At 70.9% G+C, this 13,836-nt stretch carries 12 protein-coding genes; 1 reads left to right on the top strand and 11 read right to left on the bottom strand.

Translation table 11 applies throughout. The annotated features are described in order from the left end of the window. Window positions 1-10: 10 nt before the first annotated feature. Window positions 11-1,789 carry an acetyl/propionyl/methylcrotonyl-CoA carboxylase subunit alpha gene (locus BLT36_RS12680; protein ID WP_092095580.1) on the top strand — a complete coding sequence of 593 codons (1,779 nt, stop codon included), beginning with the start codon at window positions 11-13 and terminating at the stop codon, window positions 1,787-1,789. Window positions 1,790-1,945: 156 nt separating this feature from the next. Here the strand turns inward: BLT36_RS12680 and BLT36_RS12675 are convergent, their stop codons facing one another. The 11 genes from BLT36_RS12675 to BLT36_RS12625 all read right to left on the bottom strand — a co-directional run bounded on the left by BLT36_RS12675 (window position 1,946) and on the right by BLT36_RS12625 (window position 13,773). Continuing rightward, on the bottom strand, window positions 1,946-2,872 hold the full coding sequence (locus tag BLT36_RS12675) for a hypothetical protein (protein ID WP_092095579.1): 927 nt from the start codon (window positions 2,870-2,872) through the stop codon (window positions 1,946-1,948). A 227-nt stretch (window positions 2,873-3,099) separates the two neighbouring features. Continuing rightward, window positions 3,100-4,761, bottom strand: coding sequence for a phospho-sugar mutase (locus BLT36_RS12670; protein ID WP_092095577.1), 1,662 nt, complete (start codon window positions 4,759-4,761; stop codon window positions 3,100-3,102). Further along, window positions 4,758-5,600, bottom strand: coding sequence for a purine-nucleoside phosphorylase (locus BLT36_RS12665; protein ID WP_092095576.1), 843 nt, complete (start codon window positions 5,598-5,600; stop codon window positions 4,758-4,760). Before BLT36_RS12665 ends, BLT36_RS12670 begins: the two co-directional genes overlap by 4 nt. 29 nt (window positions 5,601-5,629) lie before the next feature. Further along, complete coding sequence (locus BLT36_RS12660) at window positions 5,630-5,908, bottom strand: PTS sugar transporter subunit IIB (protein ID WP_092095574.1); 279 nt, start codon at window positions 5,906-5,908, stop codon at window positions 5,630-5,632. Further along, on the bottom strand, window positions 5,905-6,351 hold the full coding sequence (locus BLT36_RS12655; RefSeq protein WP_092095573.1) for a PTS sugar transporter subunit IIA: 447 nt from the start codon (window positions 6,349-6,351) through the stop codon (window positions 5,905-5,907). Before BLT36_RS12655 ends, BLT36_RS12660 begins: the two co-directional genes overlap by 4 nt. A 3-nt stretch (window positions 6,352-6,354) precedes the next feature. Next, a complete protein-coding gene (locus BLT36_RS12650; protein WP_092095571.1) occupies window positions 6,355-7,467 on the bottom strand; it encodes an adenosine deaminase in 1,113 nt (370 codons plus the stop codon). Window positions 7,468-7,587: 120 nt separating this feature from the next. Next, window positions 7,588-8,886, bottom strand: a complete 1,299-nt coding sequence (locus BLT36_RS12645) for a thymidine phosphorylase (RefSeq protein WP_092095570.1) — start codon at window positions 8,884-8,886, stop codon at window positions 7,588-7,590. Between the two features lie 4 nt (window positions 8,887-8,890). After that, on the bottom strand, window positions 8,891-9,370 hold the full coding sequence (locus BLT36_RS12640; protein ID WP_175529633.1) for a cytidine deaminase: 480 nt from the start codon (window positions 9,368-9,370) through the stop codon (window positions 8,891-8,893). 119 nt (window positions 9,371-9,489) lie between these two features. Further along, window positions 9,490-10,779, bottom strand: coding sequence for an ABC transporter permease (locus tag BLT36_RS12635; protein ID WP_092095568.1), 1,290 nt, complete (start codon window positions 10,777-10,779; stop codon window positions 9,490-9,492). Then, window positions 10,776-12,203, bottom strand: a complete 1,428-nt coding sequence (locus BLT36_RS12630; RefSeq protein WP_254787607.1) for an ABC transporter permease — start codon at window positions 12,201-12,203, stop codon at window positions 10,776-10,778. The genes BLT36_RS12635 and BLT36_RS12630 overlap by 4 nt, the downstream gene beginning before the upstream one ends. Window positions 12,204-12,252: 49 nt before the next feature. After that, window positions 12,253-13,773: an ABC transporter ATP-binding protein gene (locus BLT36_RS12625; protein ID WP_092095567.1), complete on the bottom strand. Its 1,521-nt coding sequence runs from the start codon at window positions 13,771-13,773 to the stop codon at window positions 12,253-12,255. Window positions 13,774-13,836 lie beyond the last annotated feature (63 nt).

Raw genomic sequence — 13,836 nt, 5'->3', positions numbered from 1 at the left:
CTGATGTGTCATGCCCCGTATCAGCAAGGTCCTCATCGCGAACCGCGGCGAGATCGCCGTCCGCATCATCCGCGCGGCCCGCGACGCAGGCAAGGCATCGGTCGCGGTCTACGCCGACCAGGACCGTGACGCCCTCCACGCACGCCTCGCTGACGAGGCCTACGCGCTGAACGGCACCACGAGCGCCGAGACCTACCTCGTCATCGACAAGATCATCTCGGTCGCCCGTCGCTCCGGCGCCGACGCCGTGCACCCCGGGTACGGCTTCCTCGCCGAGAACGCCGACTTCGCCCGCGCCGTCATCGACGCCGGACTCACCTGGATCGGCCCGTCGCCGGCGTCGATCGAGCAGCTCGGCGACAAGGTCTCTGCGCGCCACGTCGCCGAGAAGGTCGGGGCACCCCTCGCCCCCGGCACCATCGAGCCCGTGCAGGACGTGTCCGAGGTCTTCGACTTCGTCGACCAGGTCGGACTGCCCGTCGCGATCAAGGCCGCGTTCGGCGGCGGTGGTCGTGGACTCAAGGTCGTGCGCGATCGGGCTTCGGTGGAAGAACTCTTCGAGTCGGCGACGCGTGAGGCCATCGTGGCCTTCGGTCGCGGTGAGTGCTTCGTCGAGAAGTACCTCGACAAGCCGCGGCACGTCGAGACCCAGTGCCTGGCCGACGAGCACGGCAACGTCGTCGTCGTGTCCACCCGCGACTGCTCGCTGCAGCGCCGCCACCAGAAGCTCGTCGAGGAGGCGCCCGCGCCGTACCTGACCGCTTCGCAGACGGAGCGCCTGTACGAGTCGTCGAAGGCGATCCTCCGCGAGGTCGGGTACGTCGGCGCCGGCACCTGCGAGTTCCTCATCGGTGCCGACGGAACCGTGTCCTTCCTCGAGGTGAACACCCGCCTGCAGGTCGAACACTGCGTCTCCGAAGAGGTCACCGGCATCGACCTCGTGCGTGAGCAGTTCCGCATCGCCGAGGGCGGCGTCCTCGACTACGACGACCCCGCGCCGCGTGGCCACTCGTTCGAGTTCCGCATCAACGGCGAGGACCCGGGCCGCAACTTCTTCCCGGCGCCCGGCCCCGTGCACGCGTTCAACGCCCCGTCCGGCCCCGGTGTCCGGGTGGACTCCGGCGTCGTGTCCGGCGACGTCGTCTCGGGTTCGTTCGACTCGATGCTCGCGAAGCTCATCGTCACCGGCGCCACGCGAGCCGAGGCCCTGGAGCGGTCGCGCCGTGCCCTCGCCGAGTTCGAGGTCACCGGCCTGCCGACCGTGCTGCCCTTCCACCGCGCGGTCGTGTCCGACCCGGCGTTCGCCACGGACGACACCACGCCGTTCTCGATCTACACGCAGTGGATCGAGACCGACTTCCAGAACGACATCCCGGCCTGGAGCGGTTCCCCCGAGGAGCTCCCCGCGCCGGCGTCCCGCGACTCCGTCGTGGTCGAGGTGCAGGGCAAGCGCATCGAGGTCACCATGCCCTCGATCGTCGGAGGTGGCGCTGCCGGTGCAGCCGGTCGTCGTCCCGCCGGCCCGTCGGCCCCGCCGAAGCGTCGCACCTCGAACGTGCGCGGGGGCCTCGCGTCGACCGGCTCGGTCACGTCGCCGATGCAGGCCACGGTCGTGAAGCTCGCCGTGGAAGAGGGGCAGCAGGTCGTCAAGGGTGACCTGCTCGTCGTGCTCGAGGCGATGAAGATGGAACAGCCCGTGCAGGCACCGCGCGACGGTGTCGTCACCGGGCTGAACGCCCCGGTCGGCCAGACGATCTCGTCCGGTCACGTGCTGCTCGAGCTCGCGTAGGGGCGCGCCGGGCGCGGCCGGGTCTTGTCCGGCCGGGTTTCGTCCGGCCGGGTCTTGTCCGGGTCTTGTCCGGCCGGGTCTTGTCCGCAAGACACCGGTGCTTGTCCGCTGAACCCTCGCATGACGCGGTTCGGCAGACGAGCACCGGTGTTTTCGTCACACTTCCCGCCGCACACCTGCTCGTTCCAGACGTTCCGGACCCGAGCCACCCGGTTCGACGTCGCGCCACGTCACCCTGACGACCGTTCGCACCTCGGGCAACGCACGGAGCCGATCTTCGCGGATCTTCTCGTCGACGACGACGCGCTCTGGCGTCCTCCCGCCGCGCATACCGCGATCTCGGTACTTCGTGAGGCCGTCGAACTCGACCACGACGCCGGCTTCCTCGAACCAGAAGTCCACGCGGCCGATCGCTCCGCGTGAGTCCCGGAACGCCCGCTGGAGCACCGCTGGTGGGAACCCTGCTTCCGCCCAGCACAGTCGCGACACGGACTCCCCCGGTGACTCCGCTCGGCCGTCGGCGAACTCGATGGCCCGTCGCGCCCGGGACGCCGCGCGGGGCCGTGGCGCACGTCGAGAAAGCTCGGCGAGCAGTGCCTCGCGCGGAACGCCGCGAGCCAGAACCGCGTCCAGCACGACGACGGCGGTGCGGAACGGTGCGCGCAGCGCGATGTCGACGGCGGTCACGTGCAACGGCGTCACGTCCACACCGTCGACGCGGACCGGGGCGACACGACGGCCAGCAGCGCCCACCTTCTGCAGATGTCTCCGGCGCTGCCCCGTCGATCGTTTCGGGTCGAGGACGACGACGTACTCCGGAAGTGTCCCGACCCAGGGCAGGCCGTGCACGACGACGGCGGACTCATGCGAGACGACGAGGTCCGGACTCACACCAGGCATGACCGCGTCGAGCCGTGCCCGGTGCCGGTCGTGCTCGTCCGCGGAGTCGTACGCCGAGCGGGTGACGTACCGACCGGGCATCAGGCGGACCAGTTCGCCGCGGCGGGCACCGTCGATGAGTCGACGCTGTGCGCGCGGGTCTGGATCTCCGGCGGCGGCCGAGAGCAACTCGAGGTGTGACATGGCGACATGGTGGACCGCCCTCAGCCGTGCACCGGTTCCTGTTCGCCACCCCGTGGACACCGAACCTGCGCACCGCGTCCGTGTACGACGTGTCCCCCGGGGTCCTCCTCCGCAAAACACCGGTGCTCGTCCGAGACACCCCGGAATGCCTGGGTGTGTTCGACGAACACCGGTGTTTTGCGGGCACCGCGCCGCGCCGCGCCCGAGCCCCGCGACGCCGCCCAGCGCTACGACACGAGGGGGCGCACCGCGGCGGCGAGGGCATCGACGATCGACTGGGCCTCAGCGGGAGTGGACGCCACGGTGTCGATGTAGACCTTCACCTTGGGCTCGGTCCCGCTCGGGCGGACGATGACCCGCGCCTCGCCGGCGAGGTCGTAGCGCAGGATGTCCGACGGCGGGAAACCCTCCACACCGTCGAGGTAGTCCGTCGTCGTCAGCACGGAAAGGTCGGCGAGGGACGCGGGCGGCGAGGTGCGCAGCCCGTGCATGATCGCGCCGATCCGCGAGAGGTCGTCCACACGGGTCGCGACCTGACCCGATGCGAAGGCACCGAACTCCGCCGCGAAGGCGTCGAGGTGCTCGGCGATCGAGGACCCTGCCGCCGCGAGCTCGTCCGCGAGGGAGAGCAGGTCGAGTGCCGCCGAGATCCCGTCCTTGTCGCGCACCACGTCCGGGTCGACGAGGTACCCGAGCGCCTCCTCGTAGCCGAACAGCAGGTCCGGCACGCGCGACACCCACTTGAAGCCCGTCAGGGTGTCGCGGTGGTCGAGACCGTACCGGGCGGCGACACGGGACAGCGCGGGCGAGGACACGATCGACGCGGCGAGCACTCCGGTGCGCCCGGCTGCGACCGCGCGCGCGGCAGCACGCCACCCGAGCAGCCATCCGACCTCGTTGCCGGAGAGCCGACGGAAGGAGTCCCCCGACGGGATCGCGAGTGCGAGCCGGTCGGCGTCGGGGTCGTTCGCGATCACCAGGTCGGCGCCGACGGCGAGACCGCGGGCGATCGCCAGGTCCATCGCGCCAGGCTCTTCCGGGTTCGGGAAGGAGACCGTCGGGAATGCACCGTCCGGCTCGATCTGCTCCGGCACCACCGACGGTGACGCGAACCCGGCCGCGTCGAACACCGCGCGCGCGGTCTCCCACCCGACGCCGTGCATGGCCGTGTAGACGACCTTCGGCTGCTCCGAGGGTGCGAGTGTCGGCGCGGTGACCGTCGCGGCCGTGGCGGCCACGTACGCGTCGACGAGGGCCGGGGTGGCGACGGTGTAGTCCGTCGCCCGGACCAGCTCGGTGATCGATCCCGCAGCGACCGCGTCGATGGCGTCGGCGATCTCGGCGTCGACGGGCGGCACGATCTGCGACCCGTCGTCGTCCCCGCCGAGGTACACCTTGTAGCCGTTGTCCCGCGGCGGGTTGTGGCTCGCCGTGACCATGACGCCGGCCCCGACACCGAGGTGCCGGACCGCGAACGCCAGCACGGGCGTGGGCAGCGCCGAGGGCAGCAGGGTGACCTCGAGCCCGAGGCCGCGCATCACCTCGGCCGAGTCACGGGCGAACACGTCGGAGTTCACGCGCCCGTCGTACCCGATGACGACGCTCCGCTGCCGGCCCGTGTCGATGAGGAAGCGGGCGAGCCCGGCTGCGGCCTGGGTGACGACGACCCGGTTCATCCGCAGCGGACCGTAGCCCAGCTCGGCGCGGAGCCCGGCGGTGCCGAACTGCAGCCGTCCGCCGAACCGAGCGGCGAGCGCCTGCACCGCCGGACCGGAGCCGTCGGATGCGGCGTCGACCGCCGCGGCGAGCTCGCCGCGGGTGAGGTCGTCGGGGTCCTGTTCGAGCCAGGCCCGAGCGGTCCCGAGCACGTGGTCCAGGTCGATCTTCACGATGCAGGCTGTCCGAGCGCGGTCACCACGCGGGCGAGCAGGTCGGCGATGACCGGCTCGGCCTCGCGACCGGCCTCGAGCACCTCGGTGTGGGACAGCGGCGTCTTCTGGATGCCGGCGGCGAGGTTCGTGATGAGCGAGAACCCGAGGACCTCCATGCCGGCCTGGCGGGCGGCGATGGCCTCGAGCGCGGTCGACATGCCGACGATGTGCCCGCCGATCGCCTTCGCCATCTGGACCTCGGCCGGCGTCTCGTAGTGCGGGCCGCGGAACTGCGTGTAGACGCCCTCGTCGAGGGACGGGTCGACCGCTCGGGCGATCGCGCGGAGCCGTGCCGAGTACAGGTCCGTCAGGTCGATGAAGGTGGCGCCCTCGAGCGGGCTGTCCGCGGTGAGGTTGATGTGGTCGCTGATGAGGACCGGGGTCCCCGGGGTCCAGTGCTCCTTGATGCCACCGGCACCGTTGGTGAGCACCATGATCGAGGCACCGGTGGCCGCTGCGGTGCGGACGCTGTGCACGACGCGACGGACGCCGTGGCCCTCGTAGTAGTGCGTGCGGGCGCCGATGACGAGCGCGTGGCGGCCGTCGGCGAGGCGGATCGAGCGGACCGTGCCGGAGTGTCCGGGCACCGCGGAGGCGCTGAAGCCGGGGACCTCCGCCGCGGGGATCTCCGACACCGTCTCCCCGACGAGGTCGGCGGCCTTGCCCCAGCCGGAGCCGAGGGTCAGGGCGATGTCGTGGCGTTCGATGCCGGACCGGTCGGCGATGACTGCGGCGGCGTCACGCGCGACCTCGAACGGGTCGGCGGCGGGGTCGTTCAGCGGGTTCTCCGTGCTCATGCCCCAACTCTAAAGGGCGGACTGAGCGCTCAGTGCTCCCCGAGCGCCCGGTCCACCGCAGCCGTGATCTCGCCCTGGTCGAAGTGGTTCCGGATCACGATCACCTCGGCGTAGGTGTCCCCGATCGCCTCGACGAACTCCTGGCTGGTCAGGATCACGTTCGCGTCGTCCGACACCTTCCGCACCGATGCCACGTCCGCCGCGACGACCGACGCCGTCAGCCCCAGGGCGGTGAGGGCCTTCTCGGCGTTCACCTTGAGGATCCCGCTCGCACCGATCCCGGCACCGCAGATGGTCACGATCTTCACGCCGACGCCCCCATGATCGTGCGGACCTCGTCCGCGCTGGTCGCTGCCGCCAGCCGTCCGGTGACGGTCGGGTCGTTGAACAGGTTCGCGATCTCGCCGATCGACTCGAGGTGCGCGCCGACCCCGGCCACCGCGAGCCCGAGCACGACCTGCACGGGGTCGTTGTGCGGGTGCCCGAACACGACCGGCGACGCCAGGGTCACCACGGCCAGCCCGTCACGGAGCACAGCGGGCCCCGGCCGGGCGTGCGCGAACGCGAGCCCGGGTGAGATGACGATGTACGGTCCGTGCTCCTCGACCAGCCCGATCATGGCGTCGGTGTAGGGCTCGGTCGTCGCCCCCGAGGTGACGAGCGCGCCGCCGACCACGCGGAGTGCGTCGCGCCACGAGGACGCGCTCGTCCCGAGCACGACGGCGTCGTCCGGCAGTGGCGGCAGCGGCATGCGTCAGGCCTCCTGGTAGCCGGCCGTGATGGTGGCGATGATCTCCTCGCGGTCCTCGAGCGGGAGGAACGAGCCGAGGGCCGCGTTGATCTGGAACGCTGCGAGGTCGTCGAGGTCGTAGCCGAACGTGCCGGCCAGCAGCGCGAGCTCCTTCGACAGCGAGGTGTCGCTCATCAGGCGGTTGTCGGTGTTCACCGTGACCCGGAAGCCGAGCTGGTACAGCACGTCGACGGGGTGGTCGGCGAGGTCGTCGCCCCACGCGGCGATCGCGCCGGTCTGCAGGTTGGACGACGGCGCGACCTCGAGCGGGATCTCGCGGTCGCGCACCCAGGCGGCGACCTCGCCGAGCGAGGCGAGGGTCGAACCGTCCCCGGCGTCGGACAGGGTGACGTCCTCGAAGATCCGGACGCCGTGGCCGAGCCGCAGTGCGCGGCCGTCGACCAGTGCCGAGCGGATCGAGGCGAGCCCGTCGGCCTCGCCCGCGTGGACGGTGACCGGGAAGAGCTCGGACGCGAGGTAGTCGAACGCGGCGCGGTGGTTCGAGGCCGGGAAACCCGCCTCGGCGCCGGCGATGTCGAACCCGACGACACCGCGGTCACGGTGCCGGACGGCGAGCCCGGCGATCTCGAGCGAACGGTCCGCGTGGCGCATCGCGGTGACGAGCTGCCCGACGCGGATGCGTCCGTCGGCTGCGTCGACGGCTTCCTCGATGCCGGCCTGCACCGCTTCCACCGTCTGGTCGAGCGTCAGCCCGCCCTGCAGGTGCTGTTCGGGCGCCCAGCGGACCTCGCCGTAGACGACGCCGTCGGCGATGAGGTCCTCGACGAACTCGCGCGCGATGCGGGTCAGCTGGGGAGCGGTCTGCATCACCGAGGTGGTGACGTCGAAGGTCTTGAGGTACTCGACGAGCGAGCCGGAGTTCGACTGGTCGGCGAACCACTGCCCGAGCGCGGCCGGGTCCGTGGTCGGCAGCGAGATGCCCGCCTCCGCCGCGAGCTCGATGATCGTCGCGGGCCGCAGACCGCCGTCGAGGTGGTCGTGCAGCGAGACCTTCGGCAGGTCGTTGATGACCGCTCCGGCGTCGGGCAGGCGGTAGGTCGTGGCGTCGGCGCTCATGCACTCAGGCTATCGGTGGTAACCGACCGCGCGCAGGGACCTGTGCACAACAGACGACCGAAGAGACTGGAGGCTCCCCACACGTGTGTGGAGAGCCTCCGGTCAGCGAGGTGGTCGGGTTCAGCCCGCGATGCGCTCCCGCACGATCGGCCCGCGCGCGACCGCGGCAGCGTCCGGCGAACCGATGGCCCACGCACCCTCGAGCGACTCCAGCGCCCGCGGGATGCGCGACTCGTCGTCGGTGTGCAGCGTCCAGAGCGGCTGCCCCTCGGTCACGGTGTCCCCGGGCTTGACGTGGAGCTCGATGCCCGCTCCCGCCTGCACCGGGTCCTGGGCGCGTGCACGCCCGGCTCCGAGGCGCCACGCCGAGACGCCGAACGGCAGGGCGTCCTGCTGCGTGAGCACACCCGAGGTCGGTGCGGTGACGACGTGCTGCTCCCGTGCGACGGGCAGCGCCGCGTCCGGGTCGCCGCCCTGCGCGGCGATCATCCGGCGCCAGGTGTCCATCGCGCGACCGTCGGCCAGCGCGGCCGCCGGGTCCGCGTCGGGCAGCCCGGCGAGCGTGAGCATCTCGGACGCGAGTGCGAGCGTCAGCTCGACGACGTCCGACGGTCCCCCGCCTGCCAGCACGTCGACCGACTCCCGCACCTCGAGTGCGTTGCCGATCGTCAGGCCGAGCGGGACCTCCATGTCGGTGAGCAGCGCGGTCGTGGCGACGCCGGCGTCGTTGCCGAGGTCGACCATCGTCCGTGCGAGTTCGCGCGAGGCCTCGTAGGTGGGCATGAACGCCCCCGAACCGAACTTCACGTCGAGCACGAGCGCACCCGTGCCCTCGGCGATCTTCTTCGACATGATGCTCGACGCGATGAGCGGGATGCACTCCACCGTGCCGGTGATGTCGCGCAGCGCGTAGAGCTTCTTGTCGGCCGGGGCGAGTCCGGTGCCCGCGGCGCAGATCACCGCACCGACGTCGGCCAGGATCGACATCATCCGGTCGTTCGTCAGCGACGCCTGCCACCCCGGGATCGACTCGAGCTTGTCGAGCGTGCCACCGGTGTGTCCGAGCCCGCGGCCGGACAGCTGCGGCACGGCGACCCCGAACGACGCCACGAGGGGCGCCAGCGGCAGCGTGATCTTGTCGCCGACGCCGCCCGTGGAGTGCTTGTCGACGGTCGTCTTGCCGAGCGAGCCGAACGACATCCGCTCCCCGGACGCGATCATCGCGAGCGTGAGGTCCTTGATCTCCCGCCGCTCCATCCCGTTCAGGAAGATCGCCATCGCCATCGCCGCCATCTGCGGGTCCTCGACGTAGCCGCGGGTGTACGCGTCGACGAGCCAGTCCACCTCGGCGGTGCTCAGTGCTCCGCCGGAGCGCTTGGTGCGGATGAGGTCGACGGTGTCGAACGGCTCGACGGCCATGGGATCAGTGCTCCTGCTGGTAGGTGGCGAGGGTGCGCGGCCCGAACGCGTCGGGCAGGACCTCGTCGATGGTGCGAATGCCGGACACCGTCTCGAGGAGCATGCCCTCGGTCGAGTGCTCGAACAGCAGCTGGCGGCAGCGCCCGCACGGCATCAGGGTCGCCCCGTCGCCGTCGACGCACGTGAAGGCGACGAGCTTGCCGCCGCCCGTCATGTGCAGCTGCGAAACGAGCGAGCACTCTGCGCAGAGCGTCACGCCGTAGGACGCGTTCTCGATGTTGCAGCCGGACACGATCCGGCCGTCGTCGGTGAGCGCCGCGGCGCCCACCGGGAACGACGAGTACGGTGCGTAGGCCTTCCGCATGGCGGACGTCGCTGCCGTCCGCAGGGCGGCCCAGTCCACGTCGGCCTGGAGGCGCGTGGCGGCGTCGGCCGCGGACGTTTCGGTGACCCCCTGGTCACCCTGGGCGTTCGTGTGGGTCATGTGCCGTGCCTCCAGGCCGGTAGATGGTCTGCAAAACACCGGTGTTCGTCCAATGAACACCCGCGAACCGCGGTGTGGTCTACGAACACCGGTGTCTTGCGGAGGGGGGAACTCGGGAGCTAGCTCTTGATGTAGGGCTTGCCGGACGCGGCGGGACCACGCGACTGTCCGACCAGGCCGGCCACCGCGAAGATCGTCACCACGTAGGGCAGCATCAGCAGGAACTCGCTCGGCACGGGCGAGTTGATCGCCCCGAGGGTGTTCTGCAGGTTCGACGCGAAGCCGAAGAGCAGCGCCGCGAGCGTCGCGCGGATGGGGTCCCAGCGCCCGAAGATGACCGCCGCCAGGGCGATGTAGCCGGCGCCCGCCGTCATGTCCTTCGTGAACGGACCGACCGCGTCGAGGGTGAAGTACGCGCCACCGAGGCCCGCGATCGCGCCGGCGAGCGACACGTTCCAGAACCGGGTGCTGGTGACGTTGATGCCCACCGTGTCAGCCGCCTGCGGGTGCTCGCCGACCGCGCGGAGGCGGAGGCCCCAGCGGGTCTTGAACAGCGCGAACGTGACGACCGCGACCGCGATGTACGCCAGGTACACGACGACGGTCTGCTCGAAGAAGATCGGACCGATGACCGGGATCTGGTGCAGCACCGGGATCTCGACCTTCGGGAACCGGACGCCGACGTTGAGCGTCTCCTCGTTCGGGGAGAGCACCTGCGAGTACAGGAACCCGGTGAGGCCGGAGATGAAGGCGTTGATGACGACACCGACGATGACCTGGTCGACGAGGTACTTGATGCTGAACGCCGCGAGGACGAACGACACCAGGACACCCGCGACGAGCGCACCGACGAGACCGACCCAGGGCGACCCGGTCAGCGAGGCGATGAGCGCCGAGGTGAACGCGCCGGCGAGGAACTGGCCCTCGATCGCGATGTTCACGACGCCGACACGCTCCGAGATGACGCCGCCGAGGGCACCGAACACGAGCGGCACGCTCAGGCCGAGCGCACCGACGAGCAGACCGGGCAGCGGGATCGTCGAACCGGCGGCGGCCCACGTGAGGAAGCCGACGACGAAGACGATCGCGAACACCGACGTCACCCAGAGCGGGACGCTCCGGAACGCACGGACCTCGACGAAGGCGTACACGGTGGCGATCGCCAGCAGCACGACGACGACGTACCCCGTCGCCACGGCGGGCAGCGGGACGTTCGGCAGCGCGAAGAAGTCGCCCGGGTTGGCCAGGCGGAACGTCGTCGTGCCGGTGCGGCGCAGTGCCACGAAGAACACGAGCGCGAGGACGGTGAAGACCGCGTACCCGATCGGGAGCTTCCAGCTGCGGGTGGTCTCGACCGGACGGTCGGCGAGGGGCGACGCGGGGGCCGCGGTGGGGCTGAGGGTGCTCACGCGGCGACCGCCTTCTTGCTGTTCTTGCTCGTCCTCGTGCGCTTGCGGGCGCCTGGCTGCGGGATCCGGAAGATCGCGCGGACCAGCGGCGGGGCCGCGATGAAGAGGACGATGAGTGCCTGGATGACACCGACGATGTCGATCGGGATGCCGTTCGCGGCCTGCATGGCGTAGCCGCCGTTCTTCAGGACGCCGAACAGGATCGCCGCCCAGAACACGCCCCACGGCTTCGACCGGCCGAGCAGCGCGACGGTGATCGCGTCGAAGCCGATGCCGGCGTCGATGTTCGAGGTGAAGCCGGAGGTGACCGCCCCCTGCACCTGGTAGGCGCCGGCGATGCCGACGAGCGCGCCCGACAGGACGAGCACCCAGATGGTCAGCGCGGGCACGCTCATGCCGGCGACGCGCGCCGCACGGGGGTTCTCACCGATGGTCCGGAAGCGGAAGCCGAGCGACGACTTGTTCACGAGCCACCACACGACGACGACCGCGATGATCGCCACGACGAACCCGAGGTCCACGCCGTACCGCGGACCGAACAGGGCCGGCAGCACCGCGCTGTCCTTCGTCGCGGGCGAGATCGGGTTCGTGCTGCCCGCGGCCTGCAGGAGCCCCGGGGTGCGGAGCAGGTAGCTGACCAGGTACAGCGCGACGTAGTTGAGCATGATCGTCAGGACGACCTCGTTGGCACCGGTCCGGGCCTTGAGGACACCGACGATGCCGCCCCACACCGCACCGCCGACGATGCCGGCGATGATCGTGAGCGGGATGTGGACCGCCGCGGGGAGGTCGAACGAGAAGCCGACCCAGCCCGCTGCGGCAGCGCCCATCAGGATCTGCCCCTGGCCGCCGATGTTGAACAGGCCCGCGCGGAACGAGAGCGCGATGCCGAGACCGGCCGCGACGAGCGGGACCGCGTAGTCGATCGAGCGTGTGAGCGGCACGATGGCCTGCTGGAAGGAGTCGGCGCCGAAGTTGATGACCGAGCCCTGGAACAGCGAGGCGTACGCGCCGCCGACCGCGGTGCCGATCGCCTGGAGCGTGTCGGCCGGACGGGCGAAGAAGTAGCCGGCCGCGGCGCGGACGTTCTCGTCGGTGATCGCGATGAGGATGCCGCAGGCGACCAGCGCGAGGAACACCGCGAGGACGGTCACGAGGGCCGAACCGCCGATGACGTTCTGCAGCGCGGCCTGCCAGCGGTCGGCGCCGGCGCGGCGCTCGGTGTCGTCGGCGGAGTCGGTCATGAGGTGCGGGGTCGCCTCGACGTCCTGGAGGCGGTCGTCGGTGGGCGTCTCGGCTGCGGTGGCCGCGTCGACCCGGTGCGCCGTGCCCGGCTGTGCGTCGTCCGGCACGGGGGTGCCCGGCTGCGTGTTCTCTGGCACGGGCGTGCCCGGCTGCGTGTTGTCCGGCGTGGGGGTGCTCACGCTGCCAGCTCCGTTCCTGCTCCGGTGGGTCCTGCGAGTTCGCCGGCCATCATGCGACCTGTTCCGTTCCTTCGGGGAGTTCCCCGGCCATCATGAGGCCGAGGACGTCGCGCGGGGTGTCCGCGGGGACGATGCCGACGATCCCGCCGCGGTACATCACGGCGATCCGGTCGGCGAGCGCCGCGACCTCGTCGAGCTCCGTGGAGACGACGATGACCGGGACGCCGGTGTCGCGGGTGGCGACGATGCGCTTGTGCACGAACTCGATCGACCCGACGTCGATGCCGCGCGTGGGCTGCGCCGCGACGAAGAGGCGCAGGTCGCGGCTCAGTTCACGGGCGAGGACGATCTTCTGCTGGTTGCCGCCGGACAGCCGGCCCGCTGCGGTGGTGCGGCCCGGGGTGCGGATGTCGAACTCGGCGATCTTCGCGTCGGCGAACGCGTCGCGCTCCGCTGCACGGATGGTGCCGGCGCGGACGAACTCGGCGTGGTCGGCGCGGTCGAGCATGAGGTTCTCGGCGATGGTGAACTCGCCAACGAGCCCGTCCTCCTTCCGGTCCTCGGGCACGAAGCCGACACCGGCGTCGAGGATCTGCTTGACGCTGCGGCCGGTCAGTTCGTGGCCGTCGAGGATGACGCGGCCGGCGTGCACGGGCTCGAGGCCGAGGATCGCCTCGGTGAGCTCGGTCTGCCCGTTGCCCTGCACGCCCGCGATCGCGAGCACCTCGCCGCGCCGCACGGTGAAGGAGACGTCGTCGACGAGCACGATGCCGGACGGGTCGGTGACGGTGAGGCCCTCGACGACGAGGGCGTCCTCACCACCCGAGGCGGGCTCCTTGTCGACGACGAGCGAGACCGCACGGCCGACCATCAGCGCTGCGAGCTCGTTGTTCGTCGCGGTGGGCGATGCCTCGCCGACGACCTTGCCGAGCCGGATGACGGTGATGCGGTCGGCGACCTCACGGACCTCGCGGAGCTTGTGGGTGATGAAGACGATGGCGGTGCCCGCCTCGCGGAGCTGCCGCATGATGCCCATCAGCTCGTCGGTCTCCTGCGGGGTGAGGACGGCCGTCGGCTCGTCGAACACCAGGACCGACGCGTCGCGGGACAGCGCCTTGATGATCTCGACGCGCTGCTGCACGCCGACGGGGAGGTCCTCGACCTTGGCGTCGGGGTCGACGTCGAACCCGAACCGCTCGGAGATCTCGCGGACGCGCTTGCGAGCGCCGGCGAGGTCGAGGCGGCCGCCGAAGGTCGTCTGCTCCTGACCGAGCATGACGTTCTCGGCGACGGTGAACACCGGCACGAGCATGAAGTGCTGGTGCACCATGCCGATGCCGGCGCGCATGGCGTCGCCGGGGCCGTCGAAGTCCTGGACGACGTCGTCGAGGAGGATCTCGCCCTCTTCCGCCTGGTACAGGCCGTAGAGGACGTTCATCAGGGTCGACTTGCCGGCGCCGTTCTCGCCGAGGAGGCAGTGGACCTCACCCGGCTCGACGGTGAGCGAGATGTGGTCGTTGGCGACGAGGGGACCGAACCGCTTCGTGATGCCGCGGAGTTCGAGCTTCATGTTCGGGAGTCTATTTCTGTGATCGGCGCACGGAAACGCGGGCGAGGGAGGTCCCCCCGCCCG

Origin of the sequence: Curtobacterium sp. UNCCL20 (genome assembly GCF_900101675.1) — a bacterium.
In the GTDB taxonomy this organism is placed as follows: Bacteria; Actinomycetota; Actinomycetes; order Actinomycetales; family Microbacteriaceae; genus Curtobacterium.
The sequence above is the reverse complement of the archived record's forward strand: the minus strand, read 5'-3'. Positions and strand labels throughout refer to the sequence as shown.

What these genes read in the sequence shown, in the direction of transcription:
- BLT36_RS12680 (WP_092095580.1), top strand. Translation starts at nt 11, where the DNA reads ATGCCCCGTATCAGCAAGGTCCTCATCGCGAACCGCGGCGAGATCGCC.
- BLT36_RS12675 (WP_092095579.1), bottom strand. Translation starts at nt 2,872, where the DNA reads ATGTCACACCTCGAGTTGCTCTCGGCCGCCGCCGGAGATCCAGACCCG.
- BLT36_RS12665 (WP_092095576.1), bottom strand. Translation starts at nt 5,600, where the DNA reads ATGAGCACGGAGAACCCGCTGAACGACCCCGCCGCCGACCCGTTCGAG.
- BLT36_RS12655 (WP_092095573.1), bottom strand. Translation starts at nt 6,351, where the DNA reads ATGCCGCTGCCGCCACTGCCGGACGACGCCGTCGTGCTCGGGACGAGC.
- BLT36_RS12650 (WP_092095571.1), bottom strand. Translation starts at nt 7,467, where the DNA reads ATGAGCGCCGACGCCACGACCTACCGCCTGCCCGACGCCGGAGCGGTC.
- BLT36_RS12645 (WP_092095570.1), bottom strand. Translation starts at nt 8,886, where the DNA reads ATGGCCGTCGAGCCGTTCGACACCGTCGACCTCATCCGCACCAAGCGC.
- BLT36_RS12640 (WP_175529633.1), bottom strand. Translation starts at nt 9,370, where the DNA reads ATGACCCACACGAACGCCCAGGGTGACCAGGGGGTCACCGAAACGTCC.
- BLT36_RS12625 (WP_092095567.1), bottom strand. Translation starts at nt 13,773, where the DNA reads ATGAAGCTCGAACTCCGCGGCATCACGAAGCGGTTCGGTCCCCTCGTC.